At 68.2% G+C, this 19,953-nt stretch carries 16 protein-coding genes; 5 read left to right on the forward strand and 11 right to left on the reverse strand.

Annotation, left to right across the window (positions count from 1 at the left end):
- Positions 1 to 216: 216 nt before the first annotated feature.
- Complete coding sequence (locus WB794_RS00005; RefSeq protein ID WP_337333793.1) at positions 217 to 510, reverse strand: hypothetical protein; 294 nt, start codon at positions 508 to 510, stop codon at positions 217 to 219.
- 36 nt (positions 511 to 546) lie between these two features.
- Between WB794_RS00005 and WB794_RS00010 the strand changes: the two genes are divergently transcribed.
- Entirely contained in the window at positions 547 to 3,354 is a 2,808-nt protein-coding gene (locus tag WB794_RS00010) for a DUF3427 domain-containing protein (protein WP_337333794.1), read from the forward strand.
- 46 nt (positions 3,355 to 3,400) lie between these two features.
- On the opposite strand, the gene WB794_RS00015 is transcribed toward WB794_RS00010, so the two are convergent.
- The 3 genes from WB794_RS00015 to cysD all read right to left on the reverse strand — a co-directional run bounded on the left by WB794_RS00015 (position 3,401) and on the right by cysD (position 6,609).
- Positions 3,401 to 3,739 (reverse strand): zinc ribbon domain-containing protein YjdM, encoded by a 339-nt coding sequence (locus WB794_RS00015; RefSeq protein WP_337333795.1) that lies wholly within the window; start codon positions 3,737 to 3,739, stop codon positions 3,401 to 3,403.
- 144 nt (positions 3,740 to 3,883) lie between these two features.
- The gene (gene cysC / locus WB794_RS00020; RefSeq protein ID WP_337333796.1) at positions 3,884 to 5,707 is read right to left on the reverse strand and encodes an adenylyl-sulfate kinase; all 1,824 of its coding nucleotides are present in this window, start codon (positions 5,705 to 5,707) and stop codon (positions 3,884 to 3,886) included.
- Complete coding sequence (gene cysD / locus WB794_RS00025) at positions 5,707 to 6,609, reverse strand: sulfate adenylyltransferase subunit CysD (protein WP_415926619.1); 903 nt, start codon at positions 6,607 to 6,609, stop codon at positions 5,707 to 5,709. The genes cysC and cysD overlap by 1 nt, the downstream gene beginning before the upstream one ends.
- Positions 6,610 to 6,863: 254 nt before the next feature.
- Here cysD and WB794_RS00030 point away from each other — a divergent pair, with 254 nt between their 5' ends.
- Both WB794_RS00030 and WB794_RS00035 read left to right on the forward strand, forming a co-directional pair.
- On the forward strand, positions 6,864 to 7,835 hold the full coding sequence (locus tag WB794_RS00030) for a YeiH family protein (RefSeq protein ID WP_337333797.1): 972 nt from the start codon (positions 6,864 to 6,866) through the stop codon (positions 7,833 to 7,835).
- Between the two features lie 81 nt (positions 7,836 to 7,916).
- Positions 7,917 to 8,309: a hypothetical protein gene (locus WB794_RS00035; protein WP_337333798.1), complete on the forward strand. Its 393-nt coding sequence runs from the start codon at positions 7,917 to 7,919 to the stop codon at positions 8,307 to 8,309.
- A gap of 7 nt (positions 8,310 to 8,316) precedes the next feature.
- On the opposite strand, the gene WB794_RS00040 is transcribed toward WB794_RS00035, so the two are convergent.
- Positions 8,317 to 10,527 carry a prolyl oligopeptidase family serine peptidase gene (locus tag WB794_RS00040; RefSeq protein WP_337333799.1) on the reverse strand — a complete coding sequence of 737 codons (2,211 nt, stop codon included), beginning with the start codon at positions 10,525 to 10,527 and terminating at the stop codon, positions 8,317 to 8,319.
- Positions 10,528 to 10,812: 285 nt separating this feature from the next.
- On the opposite strand from WB794_RS00040, the gene WB794_RS00045 reads away from it, so the two are divergent.
- Both WB794_RS00045 and WB794_RS00050 read left to right on the forward strand, forming a co-directional pair.
- Positions 10,813 to 11,439, forward strand: a complete 627-nt coding sequence (locus WB794_RS00045; protein ID WP_337333800.1) for a class I SAM-dependent DNA methyltransferase — start codon at positions 10,813 to 10,815, stop codon at positions 11,437 to 11,439.
- Positions 11,440 to 11,651: 212 nt separating this feature from the next.
- Entirely contained in the window at positions 11,652 to 12,386 is a 735-nt protein-coding gene (locus WB794_RS00050) for a GntR family transcriptional regulator (protein WP_337333801.1), read from the forward strand.
- Between the two features lie 483 nt (positions 12,387 to 12,869).
- On the opposite strand, the gene WB794_RS00055 is transcribed toward WB794_RS00050, so the two are convergent.
- The 6 genes from WB794_RS00055 to panB all read right to left on the reverse strand — a co-directional run bounded on the left by WB794_RS00055 (position 12,870) and on the right by panB (position 19,860).
- Positions 12,870 to 14,156: a hypothetical protein gene (locus WB794_RS00055; RefSeq protein WP_337333802.1), complete on the reverse strand. Its 1,287-nt coding sequence runs from the start codon at positions 14,154 to 14,156 to the stop codon at positions 12,870 to 12,872.
- Between the two features lie 32 nt (positions 14,157 to 14,188).
- The gene (locus WB794_RS00060) at positions 14,189 to 14,644 is read right to left on the reverse strand and encodes a hypothetical protein (protein WP_337333803.1); all 456 of its coding nucleotides are present in this window, start codon (positions 14,642 to 14,644) and stop codon (positions 14,189 to 14,191) included.
- A 19-nt stretch (positions 14,645 to 14,663) separates the two neighbouring features.
- Positions 14,664 to 15,476 (reverse strand): hypothetical protein, encoded by an 813-nt coding sequence (locus tag WB794_RS00065; protein ID WP_337333804.1) that lies wholly within the window; start codon positions 15,474 to 15,476, stop codon positions 14,664 to 14,666.
- Between the two features lie 555 nt (positions 15,477 to 16,031).
- Positions 16,032 to 17,555 carry a glucose-6-phosphate isomerase gene (gene pgi, locus WB794_RS00070; RefSeq protein WP_415926620.1) on the reverse strand — a complete coding sequence of 508 codons (1,524 nt, stop codon included), beginning with the start codon at positions 17,553 to 17,555 and terminating at the stop codon, positions 16,032 to 16,034.
- Positions 17,556 to 18,171: 616 nt separating this feature from the next.
- Positions 18,172 to 19,017 carry a pantoate--beta-alanine ligase gene (gene panC / locus WB794_RS00075; RefSeq protein ID WP_337333805.1) on the reverse strand — a complete coding sequence of 282 codons (846 nt, stop codon included), beginning with the start codon at positions 19,015 to 19,017 and terminating at the stop codon, positions 18,172 to 18,174.
- A gap of 21 nt (positions 19,018 to 19,038) precedes the next feature.
- Entirely contained in the window at positions 19,039 to 19,860 is an 822-nt protein-coding gene (gene panB / locus WB794_RS00080) for a 3-methyl-2-oxobutanoate hydroxymethyltransferase (RefSeq protein ID WP_337334012.1), read from the reverse strand.
- Between the last annotated feature and the right edge of the window lie 93 nt (positions 19,861 to 19,953).

Consider the following 19,953-nt stretch of genomic DNA (forward strand, 5'->3'; position numbering starts at 1 on the left):
CGTGACCACCGGCGTCTTCTTCTTGCGTGGCATACGTACTCCTTGGCAGTAGCATGGTATGCCTCACACACAAAATTCCTGACAGGCTCCATCGTCCATTCGCACGATTCCCGCTAACCTGGCCCAAGCCGGCGCGACAGGAATCCCATGCGTGCCGACACCTCGTGCTCTGCTCGAACGGATGCGGCCCTGGAACACCCGGCAATGACTATGCTGTCAGACGGCCTTTATGATCGATTGCTCAACCGTGCGCTGGAACAGGCGCTGCGCGAATTGCCCGCCGGCCGACAGGCGCAGCTGGAAGAACTCGGTCGCGCTGAACAGCGCCGCCGCCTGGCGCTGGAAGTTTCGCGGCTGCTCCCGGAAATCCTCGACGGCCTTGCCGACCAGGACGGGGACGGAAGCAGCGACGAGCTGACGTTCATTAATACCCTGCTGGGCACGCTGCGCAGGGAAAGCACGCAGGAAACGCAGCTCGTCGCTCCACTTCGCAGTCTGCGTGCGATCCATCCCATCGGGCAGTCCCCGAACTACCCGCCGACCGGCTTGAGCGCGCCCTGGCTCTTCACCGCCGGCCGAGCCGATCCCTCACTGTACGCGGAGCTGCGCGCAGAGCTTTCCAATGCGGATCGCATCGACGTGCTGGTGAGCTTCATTACCTGGAGCGGACTCCGTAAGATCATCGATGTACTCGAAGCGGTTACCGCGCCCAGCGCCAGCGGCAGTCCAGGCACGCGGCTACGCATCATCACGACCACCTACACGGGTGCCACCGAATCCGAAGCCGTGGAAAAACTTGCGCGACTGCCGGGCGTGGAGCTCAAGATCTCGCTCGACGGACAGCGTTCGCGGCTGCACGCCAAGGCCTGGATGTTTCACCGCAAGACCGGCTTTGGCTCGGCACTGGTCGGCAGCGCGAACCTGTCCGCCTCGGCCCTGCTGAACGGAATCGAGTGGACGGTGAAGTTCACCCAAGCCGGTCAGGCCGACCTATTCGCTGCCGCCACCGCGCACTTCGAGACGCTGTGGAACGACGCGGAATTCCAGCGCTTTGACCCGGGAAACGAAGAACACCGCCAGCGCCTGCGCAGCGCGCTCGGGGAGGCGCGGAACCCGAGTCGCGGCACCCGCGTGGTGGCGCTACCCACCTGGTTCGACCTGCGCCCGCGCGCCTTCCAGGAAGCAATGCTGGAGCGCCTCGCCAGCGAGCGCCGCCACGGCCGCCATCGCAACCTGCTGGTCGCCGCGACCGGCACCGGGAAAACCGTCGTCGCAGCATTCGACTACCTGCGCCAGGTACAGTCCCAGGGCACACCGCCGCGACTGCTGTTCGTGGCGCATCGTTTGCAAATCCTGCAGCAGGCCATGGCTACCTTCCGCCAGATCCTGCGTCGCCCGGACTTTGGCGAACTGCTTGCCGACGGTGCCGAGCCACAGGCCTGCCAGCACCTGTTCGCAAGCATTGCCAGCCTGGACTCCCGAAGGCTGCTGGAAAAGTACGGCGTCGACTACTGGCACACCGTGATCATCGACGAGTGCCACCACCTGCCGGCGGCCTCGTTTCGGCGCTTTGCCCAGGCCGTCCAGCCGAAGGCCCTGCTCGGGCTGACCGCGACACCCGAGCGCACCGATGGCGCATCGGTCACTGCGTTTTTCGACGCCCGCCCGAACGGCAGCCCGGCGGTGGAACTGCGCCTTTGGGACGCGCTCGACCAGCAATTGCTGGCGCCGTTCGAGTACTACGCCACGGCCGATGAGACAGACTTGCACACGGTGCGCTGGGGTCGGCCGCAGCAGGAACGCGAAGACCTCAGCAACATCCTGGGCGCCGACCACGCGCGGGCGCGTCGGATCATCAACGCACTCGAACACTACGTCGACCGGCGCGATGCGGTGCGTGCGATCGCGTTCTGCGTGGACATCGCACATGCCAACTTCATGGCCGAGCGCTTTTCGGAAACCGGCTGGAGCGCAATGGCGGTGACCAGCCAGACCTCGCGCGAAGACCGCGCCAGCGCGCCGGCGCGCCTGACGTCAGGCGCGCTCCAGATCCTGTGCACCTGCGACCTGTACAACGAAGGCGTCGATATCCCCGATGCCAACACCCTGCTGTTCCTGCGGCCGACGCAGAGCCCGGTGGTGTTCGCCCAGCAGCTCGGGCGCGGCCTGCGGCTTGCGCCAGGCAAGGAAAGCTGCCTGGTGCTGGACTTCGTGGGGCGCATCAAGGAAGGCTTCCGTTTCGATCGCATCTATCAGGCCGTCACCGGACTGACCCGCAGGCAGCTGCAGCAGGAAATGGAGCAGGGTTTCGCCAGCCTGCCGCCCGGCTGCCATATCCAGTTCGACCGCCTCGCGCGCGAACGCGTACTTGACGCCCTGCGCGCGGTCGCCAACCAAAGCTGGCGCCGCCTGACCGGGGAGCTGGTCGCCTTTGCACAAGGTCGACCACGCGACTCGATTCACCTCACCCAATTCCTGGCCGAGCAGTGCCTTGAGGCCAGCGATCTCTACAGCACCAGCCGCTCCAGCTCGGGCTGGAGCGCACTCAAACGTGCCGCGGGACTGGAGGTGCGCGACGCCGGGCCGGATGAGGCGTACCTGGGCAAGCGGCTGACGGCGCTGCTCGAGGTCAATGACGACGAGCGCGTCGTGTTGATGCGGCGCATCGCCATGCGCGACCCGTCCCTGCGCACAGGCAACGATCCGCGCACCTGCCGCCAGCTGCAAATGCTCGCCTACCAGCTCTTCGGCCAGCGCAACGTCTTGATGGACGGCGCCGGCTTCCTCGATCGCCTCGAAAGATCCCCACGGATACGCGAAGAACTGGGCGAGCTTGCCGCCTGGATCGATCTGCACGCCGACCTGGAGCCCGAGCCGCTGCCCGGCACGCCCGACGACTGGCCACTCCTGCTACACGGAACCTACAGCCGTGCGGAGATTCTGAGCGCCATCGGATTCTGGAGCCCGGAAGTCCGCGATCTGGTGCAAACAGGCTTGCACAACATCAAGCCGCTCAAGCTACAGCTGCTGTTCGTGACCTTGGACAAGAAGGAAGGCTTCCACGAGCGCATCGCCTACCACGACTATGCCATCAGCCCGGAGCTTTTCCACTGGCAAAGCCAGAACAACGCGGGGCCGGAAACGGCATCGGGCCGGATCTACACTCAAAGCGCCAGCAACGGCTGGCGCTTCCAGCTGTTCGTACGCGAGACTCCAACGCATCCCTTCATCGCGCTGGGCCCGGCCACGCTGGACGGCGAGCCGACCGGCGAAAAGCCCATGTCGATGATCTGGCGGCTTGAGCGCCCTGTTCCCATCGCGATGTTCCGGCGATTTTCGGTGCTGCGCGCCTGAATCCTCCGCCACTCGGACGCAGGGCACCCGACGCATCCACCCCGCCTCACGCCTTTTTCACGAACTCCGACTTGAGCTTCATCGCGCCGATGCCCTCGATCTTGCAGTCGATGTCGTGGTCGCCTTCCACCAGCCGGATGTTGCGCACGCGGGTGCCGACCTTCACCACCGAGGAGGAACCCTTGATCTTGAGGTCCTTGATCACGGTGACGGTGTCGCCGTCCTGCAGCAGGGTGCCGTGGGCATCCTTCACCACCAGGCCGGTTTCTGCCGGAAGCGATTCGTCGGGGCTCCACTCGTGCCCGCACTCGGGGCAGATCAGCAGGCCGCGGTCTTCGTAGGCAAAGGCGGAACCGCAGTTGGGGCAAGGGGGAAGATCACTCATGGAACATCACTCGCATATCGGTATCGGGACCGCCCGCGGAGAGCGGCGGCGGAATTGCCTGCAGCGCTCCCTGCGCGGTCGGAACGCTATTGTAGGGCGGAACCCGCGCAGCGGTTTCCGCGCGGCTGATGCGCTGCCCACGGTTCAGCCCCCGCTGCCCTGCTCCAGATAGCGCAGCACCTCCTGCGCCAGATTTTCCGGCGGCTGGCCGTGGTTGTGCAGATGCAGCTCGGGCGAAGCGGGTGGCTCGTAGGGTGAATCGATGCCGGTGAAGTTGCGCAGTTGCCCGGCGCGGGCCTTGGCGTAGAGACCCTTGGAATCGCGCGCTTCGCACACCTCCAGCGGCGCGTCGACGAAGACTTCCACGAAGCTGTCCTCGCCCAGCAGCTCGCGCGCCATGCGGCGCTCGCTGCGGAAGGGCGAGATGAAGGACACCAGCACGATCAGGCCGGCGTCGTTCATCAGCTTCGCCACTTCGGCCACGCGGCGGATGTTCTCCACGCGGTCTTCCTGGGTGAAGCCGAGGTCGCGGTTGAGGCCGTGGCGCACGTTGTCGCCATCGAGCAGGATGGTGTGCCGGCCGCCGGCGTGAAGCTGCTGTTCGACGAGGTTGGCGATGGTGGACTTGCCCGCGCCGGACAGGCCGGTGAACCACAGGCAGCGCGGGCGCTGCTGCAGGCTGGCGGCGCGCGCGGCGCGGTCGATGGCCAGATCCTGCCAGTGGATGTTGGCGGCGCGGCGCAGGGCGAAGTCGATGGTGCCGCAGGCCACGGTCTGGCCGCTCTGGCGGTCGACCAGGATGAAGCCGCCCAGTTCGCGACTCTGCGCATACGGCTCCCAGGCGATCGGACGATCCAGGCTGAGGTGGATGCGCGCCACCTCGTTCATCGCCAGGCGGGTGGCGGGCAGCGGCTCCTGGCTATCGACGTCGATCTTGTGGCGGATCGCGGTGACGCGCGCGACCGCGCTGCTGCTGGCAAGGCGCAGGCCGTACAGCCGCCCCGGCAGCAGCGGCGTTTCGGCCAGCCACAGGAGATGCGCGGAAAACTGGTCGGCGCAGTCGGTAGGCGCGTCGACCGGTGCCAGCAGATCGCCGCGCGCCACGTCGATGTGGTCGGCCAGGGTGACGGTCACGGCCTGCCCCTGCCGCGCTTCGTCGGCGGGCTTGCCCGCCACGTACAGCGACCGGATGCGGGAACGCTGGCCCGAAGGCAGCACGACAACGCGATCGCCCACGCGCAGCCGACCGGCGACAAGATTGCCGTCGTAGCCGCGGAAGTCCTGTCCGTTGCGGTGCACGCGCTGTATCGGCAGGCGCATCGAGCGGTCGAGGTCGACCTGCTCCACCGGCACGGTTTCGAGCCAGTCGAGCACGGTCGCGCCGGCGTACCAGGGCATGTTTTCGCTTCGGCGCACCACGTTGTCGCCGGCGGTCGCCGACACCGGCACCGCGGTCACTTCGGCAATGCCGACGGCGGCCGCCAGTTCACGGTATTCGGACTCGATCGCGTCAAAGCGCGCGGCGTCGAAATCCACCAGATCCATCTTGTTGACCACCAGCAGCACGCGGCGGATGCCGAACAGCGCGCAGATCCAGCTGTGCCGGCGGGTCTGGGTGAGCACGCCCTTGCGCGCATCCACCAGCACCAGCGCCACCGAAGCGGTGGACGCTCCGGTGGCCATGTTGCGGGTGTATTCGGCGTGGCCGGGGCAGTCGGCGATGATGAAATCGCGCCGCGCCGTGGCGACGTAGCGGTAGGCGACGTCGATGGTGATGCCCTGTTCGTGCTCGATCGCCAGGCCGTCGAGCAGGCGGGAAAAATCCGGCGGATCGCCGAGGCGCGCGATGTCGTCGTCGTGCAGCAGGCCGGCGTCGAACAGCATCCGGCCCAAGAGCGTGCTCTTGCCGTCATCGACGCTGCCGCAGGTCACAAGGCGCAGCAGCTCGCGCGGTGCCGTCGCGTCCATCAGAAATACCCCTCGCGCTTCTTGTCTTCCATGCTGGCGCCGGGGGCAAAATCGATCACCCGGCCCTGGCGCTCGGAGGCGCGCGAGGCCTGCATCTCGGCGAGGATCTCCGGCACGCTGGCGGCCTCGGAGCGGATCGCGCCGGTCAGCGGCCAGCAGCCCAGGGTGCGGAAGCGCACGCGCTCGTGTTTCACCGTTTCGCCCGGTGCCAGCACCATGCGGTCGTCGTCGCGCATCAGCAGCGCCCCGTCGCGCTCGACCACGGGGCGCGGCGCGGCGAAGTACAGCGGCACCACCTCGATGCCTTCGCGCCCGATGTAGCGCCACACGTCCAGCTCGGTCCAGTTGGAGAGCGGAAACACGCGCACCGACTCGCCCGGCGCCATGCGGGTGTTGTAGAGATTCCACAGCTCCGGGCGCTGCCGGCGCGGCTCCCAGCGGTGCGCGCTGTCGCGGAAGGAGAACACGCGCTCCTTGGCGCGCGAACGTTCCTCGTCGCGTCGCGCGCCGCCGATCGCGGCATCGAAGCCGTGCTGATCCAGCGCCTGCTTGAGCGCCTCGGTCTTCATGACGCGGGTGTGTTCGGCGGCACCGTGGGTGAACGGCCCCACGCCCTCGCGCACGCCGTCGGGATTGATGTGGACGATGAGATCCACGCCGGCATCGCGCACCGCGCGGTCGCGAAAGGCGATCATTTCGCGGAACTTCCAGGTGGTGTCGATGTGCATCAGCGGCATTGGCGGCGCGCCGGGCGCGAACGCCTTGCGCAGGAGGTGCAGCAGCACCGAGGAGTCCTTGCCGATGGAATACAGCAGCACCGGGTTGCGGCAGGTCGCGGCCACTTCGCGCAGGATGTGGATGCTTTCGGCTTCGAGCCGGTCGAGGGTGGTGAGCGTGGTCATCGGCAGGCGGCGGGATGCGGGGCTGGTCGGTGGATGATCGGAGGATGGCACGAGGCGGGCAGTCGGCACGCTACCACTGCGTCGCGCAGCGCGGCGCGGCCGGCGGCGTGCGGAGCACCCGCGGAAGGAAAACCGCATGCCGCCAGCGCCATAATGCCGCCAGCGCATGAGCGAACCCGACCCCCTTGCACCCTTCCCCGAATCCTGATTCCCCCGCGCCGCCGTCCCGACCGCCGGCGTCGCGCGCGCCGGGGTTGGCGCTGGCCTCCGGCATCGGCGCGCTGGCGCTCGCGCTCGGCCACTGGATGCCTCTCGTCGGCGGCGCGGTGTTCGGCATCCTCCTCGGGATCGTCGTGCGCCAGTTCATCCCGCTCGGCGCGCGCACGGTGCCGGGCATCGCCTTCGGCAGCTCGCAGCTGCTGCGCGGTTCGATCATCCTGCTGGGTTTCGGGCTGAGCCTGGACCAGGTGGCGAAGGTGGGGATGGAATCGCTTGCGGTGACGCTGGTCACCATGGCGACCGCGTTCATCGCCGCCTGGCTGCTCGGGCGCTGGCTGCGCGTGCGCGGCCACCTCACCCTGCTGATCGGCGTGGGCACGGCGATCTGCGGCGGCTCGGCCATTGCCGCCGTGTCCCCGATCATCCGCGCGCAGCAGCACGACGTCGCCTTCGCCATCTCCACCGTGTTCCTGTTCAACGTGGCGGCGGTGCTGGTGTTTCCCGCGCTGGGACACGCCATGGGCCTGTCCGACCCGGGCTTCGGCCTGTGGGCCGGCACCGCGATCAACGACACCTCGTCCGTGGTCGCCGCCGGCTATGCCTACAGCCCTGCCGCCGGCGACTACGCCACCATCGTCAAGCTCACCCGCGCGACCTTCATCATCCCGATCTGCCTGGTGCTCGCGGCCGTCGTGGCCTGGCGCGGGAAGCACGAAGCGACCACGCAGGGCCGCGTGCGCCTCGGCCGCATCTTCCCGTGGTTCATCCTGTGGTTCCTGCTGGCCTCGGGCCTGCGCAGCGCGGGAATCATCCCGTCCGCCGCCCTGCCCTGGCTGCAGACGCTGGCGCACCTCCTCATCGTCGTGGCCCTCACCGCCGTCGGTCTGGGTGCCGACCTTCGCCGGATGCTCGCCACCGGCCCGCGCCCGATCCTGCTGGGCCTGGGCGCGTGGATCGCGGTGGCGGTGAGCAGCCTGGTCGTGCAGCAGGCGATCGGACGGCTGTAGGCGCGGATCCCGTCCGAGCGTACCCACAGCGATGGCGCGGAAGTACAGTGGCCCGCATCCGCAGACTCCCGGTGCCACGCCATGCACACACGCCGTTACGCCGGCCTGCTCGCGCTGACCGTCTTGCTGACCGGCTGCACCACGGTCGGGCAGGTGCGCAATCTCGAGGCCCCTGCGTGCCGCCGGTCGCTGGAAAGCGGCGTGGCGCAGATCCTCCTCGCGCAGGGCGAGAACGCGGGCGAGGCCGAACGGCTCGCGCAGCGCACCGTGAGCGCGCTGGACCTGTCGCCCGACGGGCCGCGCCCGTTCGCGCTCGCGGCCAATTCCGGCACCGACTACCACTTCATCGTCCAGCCGACCCGGACCCTCTGCCAGCTTCGCCTTTACGGGCGCGTGCGGGGTTTCACCCGCGTCACCAACAACCTCACCTGGATCGAATCGCGCCCGCTGGTCGGGTGCGAGTGCAGCCGCTAGCACCCGCCTACTTCGGCTGGAAGTCCGGATCGCCGAACTGCCACAGCACGAAGCTCAGCTTGTCCGCTGCTTCCTCCAGCGCTTGTCCAACGGTGTTGCCGATGCCGTGCCCGCCGTCGTAGTCCACCCGCAGCAGCACCGGCTTGCCGCTGGCGGTGGCGGCCTGCAGGCGCGCGGCGAACTTGGCCGGAATCCAGGCGTCCACGCGCGGATCGTTGACACCGGTGGTCACCAGCACGGCGGGATAGTGGATGCCGTCCTCGATCTGGGCGTAGGAGCTCATCTCGAGCAGTTGGCGGAAGCCGGCTTCGGTCTTGACGCTGCCGTATTCGGGCACGTTGGGCGGCCCGTTCGCGGCGGTCTCGAAGCGCAGCATGTCGGCCACCGGCACCTGGTCCAGGACCGCGGCGAACAGGTCCGGGCGCTCTTCCAGCGCGCGGCCGATCATGATGCCGCCGGCGCTGCCGCCGCTGGCGGCCAGTTTGCCCGGGTTGGTGTAGCCATGCGCGACCAGGTACTGGGCGCAGGCGATGAAGTCCTTCCAGGTATTGGGCTTGGTCTGCTGGAAACCGGCCTGGTGCCAAGCCTCGCCGTACTCGCCGCCGCCGCGCACGTGCGCGAGCGCCATGATGAAGCCGCGCTCGAACATCGCCCCGAACACCGGGTCGTAGAAGGGCGTATAGGTGATGCCATAGGCACCGTAGCCGAACAGGTAGGCCGGATGGCTGGCATCGAGCGCCAGGCCCTTGCGGTGCACGATCGTCAGCGGCACCAGCACGCCGTCCCAGCTCTTGACCTTGACCCGCGTCACCTCCAGGCCGTCGGCCTGGTCGCCCGGACTGGCCGGCCGCAGCGAGGTATCCATTGCGCTGCGGCCGCTCCCGGCGTCGTAGTGCAGATAGGTCGGCATTCGCGTCCACGACGTGACATCGAGCACGGCACCGCCGCGGCCGTGATCGACGATGATGTCGTACACGCTCGCGGCAAACGGCAATTCGATCACCGCGGGTGTCGCGCCCTCGGAAAATGCCAGGCGCTGCGCCTGCTGCACGCCCGCATCCATCCGCACCACCCACAGCGCATCGGGCCCGACCACGAGGTCATGGATCGGGAGCCCGCCGGGCGCAAGCACGACCTGCGCCTTGGCGAGATCGGGATCCGCCAGGTCGATCGCGAGCACTTCGCCAGCGGGCGAGCGAGCGCGCGATATGACGTAGAGCGTGTCGCCGCGCAGGCCGAAGCTCTGGTAGTTATCGAGATCGGCGGCCACGACCCCGTCGTCGTAGCTGGCCGCAATCGCGCGCCAGGGCGCGCCGCCCTCGGCATCGAGCTGATCGAGCGGCGCGGCGTAGAGCCGCACCCGCGCATCGGTTCCCGGCGAGACGATCGCCACGGCGTAGCGCGAATCGGGAGAGGTCAGCAGCAGCGGTATCTCGGTGGGGCGCAGCGGCAGGCGCGCATCGCTCACGCCGATTCCGACGATGGCGCGGTCTTCCGTCAGCGGGCGGCCGAGCTCGTGCCGGTAGATGCGGCCGTTCTCGAAGCGCGCGGTTTCCGGCATGCCGGGGCGGAACTCCTGCAGGCGCGAATAGAAGAACGCGCGCCCGTCGGGCTGCCAGGTGAAGAAGCTGAACATCGAGCGATCGATCGTCTCCGGCAGGTTCTGGCCGCTGGCCGCGTCCAGAACGTGCAGGGTCGGCTGCTCCGAGCCGCCCTCGGCCAGCCCGTAAAGCACGTGACGGTTGTCGGGCGAAGGCGCGAAGCCCGTCATCGCCACGTGCGCGCCGCCCGCGCCGGTGAGCGTTTCCGGATCGAGCAGCAGGCGATCCTCGCCGCCCAGCCCGTCGCGCACGTAGAGCTTGGGAAGCTGGGCCATCGCGGGCGAGCGCTGCGTGTAGTAGTGCCCGTCGACGAGCTGCAGGCCGCCGACCCGCATCGGCACGGACCGATCCAGCTCCTGAATCCGCCGCAGCAGGGGCGCGCGGCCGGGGAGCGAATCCAGCACGGCGCGGGTGTAATCGGCCTGCGCCTTCATCCATGCCGCCGCATCGGCGTTCTCGCGCTCTTCGAAGTAGCGGTAGTTGTCGGTGATCCTGGTGCCGAAGTAGTCGTCGACGACCGGACGCACGGGTGCCGGCGGCGGCGGGCTGATGGCGATGACCACGGTGGATGCGAGCGCCAGCGCGACGCCGACGATGCGGGTGCCGAATCGGTTCATGGGATATCCCCTTCGATGAATGCTGCGGTTCTTGCCGGAAGGGCGTGCAGTGCAGGCCCGTCGTGAAACCGAACCAACGTCTTGCGAACGATTCATCCCTGGATACATCTGCAGGCCGCGTCCCCCGGCCCGTCGGCTCCATCGCGCAAAAGGCTGCGCCTGCCGATGCGGTGGCGTCAAGTGTCCTGCCGTTGCGGAAATTGGCCGGACAAATCGCGGCCAGTGTCGAACGCTTCACGGGAGTCGGCCCCGGCGCATCGGCACCGGCTCCGATACGATATCCCTATGCCGAAGATCTACGACCGCGACTATTTCGACCGCTGGTACCGCGAACGTCCCGTCCTTTCGCGCCAGCGCCTGGCGCGCAAGGTGGCGCTGGCCGTGGCCACGGCGGAATATCACCTGGAGCGCCCGATCCGCAGCGTGCTGGACGTGGGCTGCGGCGAGGGCGTCTGGCGCACGCCGCTGCTCGGCCTGCGTCCGAAGCTTGCCTATCTCGGCTTTGATTCAAGCGACTATGCGGTGCGTCGCTTCGGCGCGCGCCGCAACCTGCACCTCGCGCGCTTCGCCGATTTCGAAATGCTGCGCCCCTGCCCGCCGGTGGATCTGCTGGTGTGCAGCGACGTACTGCACTATCTGTCCGCGCGCGAAATCGACCGCGGGCTTCCCGGTCTGGCCGCGCTGTGCGGCGGCGTGGCCTTCCTCGAATGCTTCGCGCGCGAGGATCAGGCCGAAGGCGACGACGACGGCTTCCACCAGCGCCCCGCATCGTTCTATCGCGACCGCTTCACCGCGGTCGGCTTCGCCCAGATCGGCTCGCACTGCTGGCTCTCGCCGGCGCTGGCCGGGCGCGCGACGGCGCTGGAAATCGCGCCCGCCGCGCCGCGCCGGCGGCGGATCGAGCTGCGCTGAGGGTCGAAGCGGCCGCAGCACCGCGCGCCGCCAATCCCGCTGCGCTTGCCCTGGATCAAGGAGCCGGTGCCGGCCGGGCGCTAGCCTCGACGCGGCAATTGGTGTGCGCGCAGGATGCACCGGCTCCCGCGACGGGCCACTTCCCGCGGCGCACCGACCACGCTCCGGCCCCGATGCCGCGCCGCGACTTCACACGCAGCAGCCCAACGCCCATGAAAGAACGACGCAAACCCCGCTATGTCCAGATCGGCGATGCGCTTCAGGCCGGTATCGAAGACGGCACCTACCCGCTCGGGGCGCTGCTGCCTACCGAGCTGGAGCTGTGCAAATCGCTCGGCATCAGCCGCCACACCGCCCGCGCCGCGCTGGCGCGCCTGAGCGACGCGGGTCTGGTGCTGCGCCGCCCGGGCTCGGGGACGCGCGTGATCGCGCGCCGCGCGGCCATGCACTGCGCCTGCGAGGCCAACTCCACCGAGCAGCTGCTGCAGTACGGCAAGGCGAGCCAGATGCACCTGCTCAGCGCCAGGCGCTGTCAGGCCGGCACCGACGTCGCCGAGCAGCTTTGCATCCCGCCGGGCACCGAGCACCTGCACCTGACCGGGCTGCGCCGCACCGGTGCCGACGGACACCCGGTGGCGCTGACCGAGATGCTGATGCCGATCCATGCCGACACGCCGATCGCCGAACTGCTGGATCCGGCGCGTGCGGAAGTGGCGCTGGCGCGGCTCCTGGACATGTCGCGCCTGGCGAGCGTCGAGCAGACCTTCGACGTGGACGTGTTCAGCGCCGCCCAGGCGCGGCATCTGGACGTGGCACCGCGCGAGCCGGCGCTGCGCGCCCAGCGCCGCTATGTGGACAACATCGGACGCCTGGTGATGGTGTCGACCAGCCTGCACCCGCGCGAACGCTTCGCCCATCGCGCCGTCTTGTCGCGCGGCGGACACTGATCCGGCGTGACGGCGGGGCGTGGCGGCGAGTTTCCGTCGGGGGCGTAGCCCCGACCTACGGGCCGTTGCCGTGCGCGCCGTTGCCGTGCGCGCCGTTGCGCGTGGCGCATCGCTTCCGTAGGTCGGCCCTACGTGGCCGACGTTGCGGGGCATCGAACACCGCGTCGGGGGCGTAGCCCCGACCTACGGGCCGTTGCCGTGCGCGCCGTTGCGCGTGGCGCATCGCTTCCGTAGGTCGGCCCTACGTGGCCGACGCTGCGGGGCATCGAACACCGCGTCGGGGGCGTAGCCCCGACCTACGAGCCGTTGCCGTGCGCGCCGTTGCGCGTGGCGCATCGCTTCCGTAGGTCGGCCCTACGTGGCCGACGTTGTAGGACATCGAACACCGCGTGGCCGACGTTGCGGGGCATCGAACACCGGTGACCAGACGCAGAAAGGGCGCCCGAGGGCGCCCTTTCCGGTTCAGCGTTTGATCGTTACCGATCAGTGATTGCGACGCAGGCCGAGGATCAGCATGCCGAGCGCGGCGAACACACCGAACAGGGCGAGCTTGGACCACAGCGAGCTGGCCGGCACGAAGGTCGGCGGCGGCGGAGCCGTCGACGCAGCCGGGCAGGTCACCGGGTACGTCCACGCGATGGCACCCGCCTGATCCGTACCCGTGCAGGTCACGGTACCAGTGATCGCCGCGGCACCCGGGGTGCAGCCCACGACCGCGTTCTGCGCAGCGCCACCCGGCGGGGTGAACGTCAGCGCACCCGCAGGCGTCACGGTGAAGCCGGCGGAACCGGTGCTGCAGGTCACGCTGGCGTTCGGACCGCCCGCGTCACCGCCGGCCGGAGTGATCACGATGTTGGAGCTGACGGGGGTACCGTAGCTGCCGGGCAGCGTGATGGCCGTGCCGCTGGCCGGATTCGAGCTCAGAGTCGGAGCCGCGAGCACCGTGCCCGCCGGAGCGGTCAGGGTCCAAGTGGCCGTCGAGGTACCGCCCGAATCCGTCACGTCGCAGGTCAGGGTGGCGTTGAGAGCCGCAGCACCCAGCGTGGCGCTCAGGTCGAGCGAGGTCGCCGGAGGAACCGTGGACGGGTTGCCGCCGGTGATGGCGAACGAGCCGGCATCGGCACCGCCGAGCACGCAGCCGCTGACCGTACCGGAGCCGATGGTGCCGGTGTTGCCGATCGCGATGGACTGGGTGACAACGTCAGCCGGCATGCCGCCGGGGAAGGTCACCGTGCCACCGGAAGCCGGGGTGAAGGTCACGATCACATCGGGCGGCGGACCGCCCTGAAGGACGATCTCCCCACCAGTCGCCGTGTTTCCCGGGACTGGATTGCCGCCACCGTCTCCCCACAGATCGTTCTGCATCGTGAGCGGCCAGACAATATTCGGATCGCCTGGAGCAGGGATGTCCCCAGCATTCAGCACTGTGAATGTGACATTGCAGTACGACGTTGGTCCCGCAGGCAACGGGTTCAGCCCAGGATCTGTCATCTGCACAACGACAATTCCGGTCCCGTTATTTGCTGCGCACGCGCCGCCATTGGCACCTGCAGCAACTCCGCTCACCTTTGTCTGATCGTACTTCACTTCCACTTCGAAGAACGAAACGACACCATCACCCGTGAACTGAACAGCAATCGGCGGAACATTTACTGTGCCCGTCACTGCTGACGCTGGGTTGAGTGCGACGCTTGCAGCCTGCGCAACTCCGTAAACCGCAAACAGCGCTGCCACCAGCGCAGATTTTTTAACAAAACGTCTGACGTTCATTGCATCACTCCGATGAAAACAACAACAATTAATTATTTGACTTCAGCAAATGTTGAAACCTTGGCATCAAGCCTGCCGGCCTGCGCGTCAGCCACCAAGATGTTTTCAACTCGAACAGACTGCACGGCTTTTCCAGAAACAGCAATTCGGCCGACAGGCACAATGCCCTCGGGAAGCTTCGCGTTCGTGTTGCTATACACCATCACGACTACCTTCCCTTTGGCCTGATCATACTTACATGCGCCAACATGGGACGAGGGCACCTCAGAGACGCAGTTCTTCGTATCGACTACCGCACCTTTCGGAACCGCAACTTCAAACTCGAATGCCGTAGCCGCACCGGAACTTGCGAAGTCAATAGACACGTTGGCAGAACCTTTTTTAGCCTGGTCAATCGTTGCAACCAACTCATTTGCGTTGGCTGTCGTCCAGAGCATACCCAAGGCGCACGCCATCCCAAAAATAAACGACTTACGATGCGTATTCATCAGTCCAAATCCTTGTCCGTTAGTTGCAGGTTACGCTGGCCAGACGAAGCGCCACAACGCAGTTCGTGTCGAATACGTTAATTGCACCATCTTCAGTGCAATCAGGCTGACCAGATGCAAGCGTTCCGTTGACGCGCTCGGCAGTTACGGCGGCAGTGTCAAACACATTGATGACATTATCCCCATTCGCATCACCCCGACACAGACGCCCGATCGCCGTCGTTTCCGAGCGGGTGGATTCGAACGCGTCGAAGCCCAGGCTGGCCGCGCCGGTGCTGCCCGCCACGGCACCCAGGACGGCGGAACCGACCGTGCCGGTGCCGGCCGCGCCGGAGACGTTGCCGACTTCCGCCGTGCCGCCCGCGCCCCATACGGATGCGGTGAAGTTGCCGCCCGAGACGTAGAGCATTTCGATGGAGTACCACTTGTTGGCCTGGATGCCGGCCACGCCCGAACCGACGGCTGCGCCGTTGGAGCGGAAGTTGAAGGCCGAGCCGGTGTAGTCGACTTCGATCACCGAAGCGCCGCCGCCGTTGTCGCTGGCGCTGGCCTTGAAGATGGTGACGGTGCCGGTGGCCTTGGTGAGCACGTAGAAGCGGGCGCGGTAGGTGCCCTCGGTGCCCGGGGTGTTGTCGACCACGTACTTGCCGCTGTCGACCGCAAGGCCGCAGACGCCGCTGTAGCGGGCGATGCCCTCGGCGGGGCCGCCGGTGTTGGCTGCGGCCGCCGTATTGGTGCCGTTCCAGTTGGAGATGGTGCAGGCCATCGCGCCGCTTGTCGGCAGGGCGACAAGGAGGGCTGCGGCCAGGAGGGTCCTGGTGGAAATCTTCATGTTCAACACCCTTATGTATTGATTGTTCGGTCGAAGCCGAGGAGGCAAGGCTCCCGCAAGCGAAGCGAGCTTAACACACGCTTGACGCGGTGCAAGTACTTGCTGCGCACGGGGAACTTTCCAGCCCGGAGCGTTGTGGCAGCTTCGGGCCTGCAGGTAGTACGCAGCGGGATGGGGTTTTGTGTCACGCGATGGACCCGGACGAACAAGCAGGTGGCGCGGCCCCCCAGCCGCAGCGGACACAATTAGACACACTTCGGGAGTGGAGCGCAAGGAATTGCGTCGGGGACGTAGCCCCGGCCTACGAGTCGCCGCATGCTTCCGTAGGTCGGCCCTACGTGGCCGACGTGGCATTGCGCTGGAGAGGTGTTGCGTCGGGGGCGTAGCCCCGACCTGCGAGCCGCCGCATGCTTCCGTAGGTCGGCCCTACGTGGCCGACGTGGCATTGCGCTGGAGAGGTGTTGCGTCGGGGGCGTAGCCCCGACCTACGACAAAGCGTTGCGCCGCCCCGCAGGTCGGCCCTGCGTGGCCGACGGTGCTGCGCGCGGTTCCGCCCTACCCGGGCCGCGCGCGCTGGCGCAGCGCTTCGATGAGGGCGCGGGTGATGGGGTCGGCGGCGGACTCGGGGCTGTCGATGGCGGTGTCGAGGTCCGCGGCCAGGCGCTTGCCGAGCTCCACGCCCCACTGGTCGAAGGGATTGATGCCCCAGATCGTGGCCTGCACGTAGACACTGTGTTCGTACAGGGCGACGAGCGCGCCGAGGGATTCGGGCGTGAGCGCGTCGAGCAGGATCATGGTCGAGGGGCGGCTGCCGGGATAGGCGCGCTGCGGGTCGGCACCCGGCGCGCCGTTCGCGAAGGCTTCGGCCTGGGCGAGCAGGTTGGCGAGCAGGGCCCGATGCTGCACCGGGCTGCCGTGGTCGGCGCGCGCGATGCCGATGAAATCCATCGGCACGGTGTCGGTGCCCTGGTGCAGCGACTGGAAGAAGGAGTGCTGCACGTCGGTGCCCGCGCCGCCCCAGATCACCGGCCCGGTGGCGCAGGGCACGGGCGCGCCCGCCTGCGTGGCGGATTTGCCCAGGCTCTCCATGACGAGCTGCTGGAGATAGGCCGGAAGGCGGGCGAGGCGCGCGTCGTAGGGCAGCACGGCGTGGGTGTCGTAGCCGAGCGCGTTGCGGTTCCAGACCGCGACCAGCGCGTGGCGGACGGCGAGGTTGGCTTCCAGCGGCGCGCGGCGGACGTGCTCGTCCATCTGCGCGGCACCGGCGAGCAGGCGCTCGAACACCTCCATGCCCAGCGCCGCGGCGACGGAAAACCCGACCGCCGACCACAGCGAATAGCGTCCGCCCACCCAGTCCCACATCGGCAGGATGCGCTCGGCGGCGATGCCCAGCGAGCGCGCGCGATCGACGTTGGCGGTGACGGCGTGGAAGCGGTCGTCCGCGCCCATCCACTCGCGCAGCACCTGCGCGTTGAGCAGGGTTTCCCGGGTGGAAAAGCTTTTCGACACCAGCACGGCGGCGGTGCGCGCAGGATCGAGCTGGCGCAGCAGGTGGCTGGCCGCGTGGCCATCGACCGTGCTGAGGAAATGCACGCGGAAGCGGCCCGGGTCGAGTTCGCGCAGGGCTTCCAGCGTCAGGCGCGCGCCGAGATCCGAGCCGCCGATGCCGACGTTGACGATGTCGGTGACTTCCGAGGCGCGCAGCGCATCGATCTGCTGCGCCATGCGCGCACGCGCTTCGCGCGCCTGCGCATGGGCGGCGCGCGCGACGGCGCTGGAGGCCAGATCGGAGCGCAGGGCGGTGTGCAGCGCGGGGCGGTTTTCCGAGCGATTCACCGGCTCGCCTTCGAACAGCGCGGCGATGGCCTCGGCCACGCCGCGTTCGCGGGCGACCTCCCGCAGCGCCGCGGCGGCGGGCGCATCGATGCGCTGCCGCGCGAAGCAGGCCAGGAGCGGGCCGACGCGCAGGGTGGTGGCGGCGAAGCGGTCCGGCTCGTCCGCGATCAGTTCGGGGAGGCGGCGGCCCAGGTTGCGCGCCGCGTGCGGTGCCAGCCGCGCCAGCCAATCAACCGAGCGCACGGGTCAGGCCTCGCCTGCGGACGGGCGCAGGCGGCGATGGGATCGGACCAGCGGTGGCATCGTGTCGGCTCCGGTGTTGCAGAAATGCAACATGCAGGGAATGGCGGAAGCTCCCGATGCTAGCAAAGGGCGGCAGCGGGGCGCGCCTCGATTCTGGCCGGACAAACGTATCTTGTTGATTGAAAACGATTTCATCAGAAATTGCGGACAAAAAAAACCCCACCGGAAGTTCCCGGCGGGGTTATAACGGAGTGACGATTACCCAAAAATGCGCCCTGCATTTACCTTCGGGAGGTGCGCGATTCGCAGCAGCAGTTCCGGAAGGCGTGGCCAATCTACCACAGCCTTTGCACAAAAGCTACACCCCTGTTGCGCGGCGTTCCCTGGGCCGCTCGCCGGCGCAACGCGGCGTCGGCCACGTAGGGCCGACCTACGGGGTTGCGGTAGCGGCAACGTCGGCCACGCAGGGCCGACCTACGGGTTGCGGTAGCGGCAACGTCGGCCACGCAGGGCCGACCTGCGGGGCGGCGCAACGCTTTGTCGTAGGTCGGGGCTACGCCCCCGACGGGTGTTCGATGCGCGGCAACGTCGGTCGCGGGGCAGCGCCGACCGCCGATCAGGTGAACGGGAGGTTGTCGATCAGGCGCGTGCTTCCGAGGCGGGCGGCGAGGAGGGCGACGAGGGCCTCGTCGCCGGCTCCGGTGGGCGGGGCAAGATCGCTGCTGCGGCGGATTTGCGCGTAGTCGGGTGCGAAGCCCTGATCGTCAAGGTGCCGCAAGGCGTCGGCTTCGATGCGCTCGAACGACGCGCCGGCGCGCCAGGCCTCGCGCATTGCGAGCAGGGTGCGATGGATCGCCGGCGCGCGGGCGCGCTCGTCAACGCTGAGGTAGCGGTTGCGGGAGCTGAGCGCCAGGCCGTCGGGATCGCGCGCGATCGGCGCGGGGACGATCGCGATCGGCAGCGCGAGGTCGCGCACCAGATACTCGATCACGCGCAGCTGCTGGAAATCCTTGAGCCCGAACACGGCGAGGTCGGGCTGCACCATGTTGAACAGGCGCAGGACCACGGTGGCCACGCCGTCGAAGTGTCCGGGGCGTGCGGCACCATCGAGCTCATCGGTGAGGCCGGGCACGCGCACCGCCACGCAGCGTTCGGTACCGAAGGGATACATTTCCTCCACCGTCGGACGGAACAGCAGGTCGCAGCCCGCCTCATCAAGCCCGGCTTCGTCCTCGCGCGGGGTGCGCGGGTAGCGCGCGAAGTCCTCGTTGGGGCCGAACTGGGTGGGATTGACGAAAACGCTGGCGACCACGCGATCCGCCTGCTGGCGCGCCAGCGCGATCAGCGAGTGGTGGCCGGCGTGCAGGTTGCCCATGGTCGGCACGAAGGCGATGCGCTGGCCGGCCTGCCGCCAGGAGGCGATGGTTTCGCGCAGCGCGCGGACGTATTCGATGGTCTGCATGGCGTCGGGGAACCCCTGATCTCAGTCGAACCCGTGTTCCTCCGCCGGGAAGCGGCCTTCGCGCACGGCCTGGAGGTAGGCGGAGAACGCGCCTTCGATGCTGTCGGTGCCGGCGAGGAAATCCTTGACGAAGCGCGGGGTGCGATGCTGGCCGCGCAGGCCCAGAAGGTCGTGCATCACCAGCACCTGGCCATCGCAACCGACGCCGGCACCGATGCCGATCACGGGAATGTCGAGCGAACGGGTGACCTCGGCCGCCAGCGCGCGCGGCACGCATTCGAGCACGAGCATCGCCGCGCCGGCCTCCTGCACGGCCAGCGCATCGGCGCGCAGCCGCCCCGCAGCGGCTTCTTCACGACCCTGCACGCGGAAGCCGCCCAGCTTCATCACCGACTGCGGCGTCAGGCCCAGGTGCGCGCAGACCGGCACGTCGCGCTCGGCCAGCACGCGGATCGATTCGAGCATGGGTCCGGCACCTTCGAGCTTCACCATCGCCGCCCCACCCTCGCCCATCAGCCGGTGCGCGGTATCGAGCGCGCGCTCGGGCGTGGCGTAGCTGAGGAAAGGCATGTCGGCGACGAGCAGCGCGTGCGTCAGCCCGCGCGCCACGGCGGCGCTGTGGTAGACGATGTGGTCCACCGTGACCGGCAGGGTGCTGTCGCGGCCCTGCACCACCATGCCGAGCGAATCGCCCACCAGCACGGTATCGACGCCGGCGCGATCCATCGCCAGGGCGAAAGTGGCGTCGTAGCAGGTCAGCATGGTGATGCGCTGGCCCTCGGACTTCATTTTCCGCAGCCGCGGCACCGAGACGGGGGCGGTGCGGGCTTCAGTCGTGCTCATGCCTCGTTTCTCCAGTATTCCGGGTTGCCGGATCAGGCGCTCGACGCCGGCATCGCCGATGCCGGCAAGCAGTTCGCGCACCGGGCCGCGCCC

It is taken from the genome of Denitratimonas tolerans (genome assembly GCF_037203605.1).
GTDB lineage: Bacteria > Pseudomonadota > Gammaproteobacteria > Xanthomonadales > Xanthomonadaceae > Denitratimonas > Denitratimonas tolerans.

Coding starts and splice junctions, on each gene's coding strand:
- WB794_RS00005 (WP_337333793.1), bottom strand. CDS start 510: ATGGATCGCACGCAGACTGCGAAGTGGAGCGACGAGCTGCGTTTCCTG.
- WB794_RS00015 (WP_337333795.1), bottom strand. CDS start 3,739: ATGAGTGATCTTCCCCCTTGCCCCAACTGCGGTTCCGCCTTTGCCTAC.
- cysC (WP_337333796.1), bottom strand. CDS start 5,707: ATGGACGCGACGGCACCGCGCGAGCTGCTGCGCCTTGTGACCTGCGGC.
- cysD (WP_415926619.1), bottom strand. CDS start 6,609: ATGACCACGCTCACCACCCTCGACCGGCTCGAAGCCGAAAGCATCCAC.
- WB794_RS00035 (WP_337333798.1), top strand. CDS start 7,917: ATGCACACACGCCGTTACGCCGGCCTGCTCGCGCTGACCGTCTTGCTG.
- WB794_RS00040 (WP_337333799.1), bottom strand. CDS start 10,527: ATGAACCGATTCGGCACCCGCATCGTCGGCGTCGCGCTGGCGCTCGCA.
- WB794_RS00045 (WP_337333800.1), top strand. CDS start 10,813: ATGCCGAAGATCTACGACCGCGACTATTTCGACCGCTGGTACCGCGAA.
- WB794_RS00050 (WP_337333801.1), top strand. CDS start 11,652: ATGAAAGAACGACGCAAACCCCGCTATGTCCAGATCGGCGATGCGCTT.
- WB794_RS00055 (WP_337333802.1), bottom strand. CDS start 14,156: ATGAACGTCAGACGTTTTGTTAAAAAATCTGCGCTGGTGGCAGCGCTG.
- WB794_RS00060 (WP_337333803.1), bottom strand. CDS start 14,644: ATGAATACGCATCGTAAGTCGTTTATTTTTGGGATGGCGTGCGCCTTG.
- WB794_RS00065 (WP_337333804.1), bottom strand. CDS start 15,476: ATGAAGATTTCCACCAGGACCCTCCTGGCCGCAGCCCTCCTTGTCGCC.
- panC (WP_337333805.1), bottom strand. CDS start 19,017: ATGCAGACCATCGAATACGTCCGCGCGCTGCGCGAAACCATCGCCTCC.
- panB (WP_337334012.1), bottom strand. CDS start 19,860: ATGAGCACGACTGAAGCCCGCACCGCCCCCGTCTCGGTGCCGCGGCTG.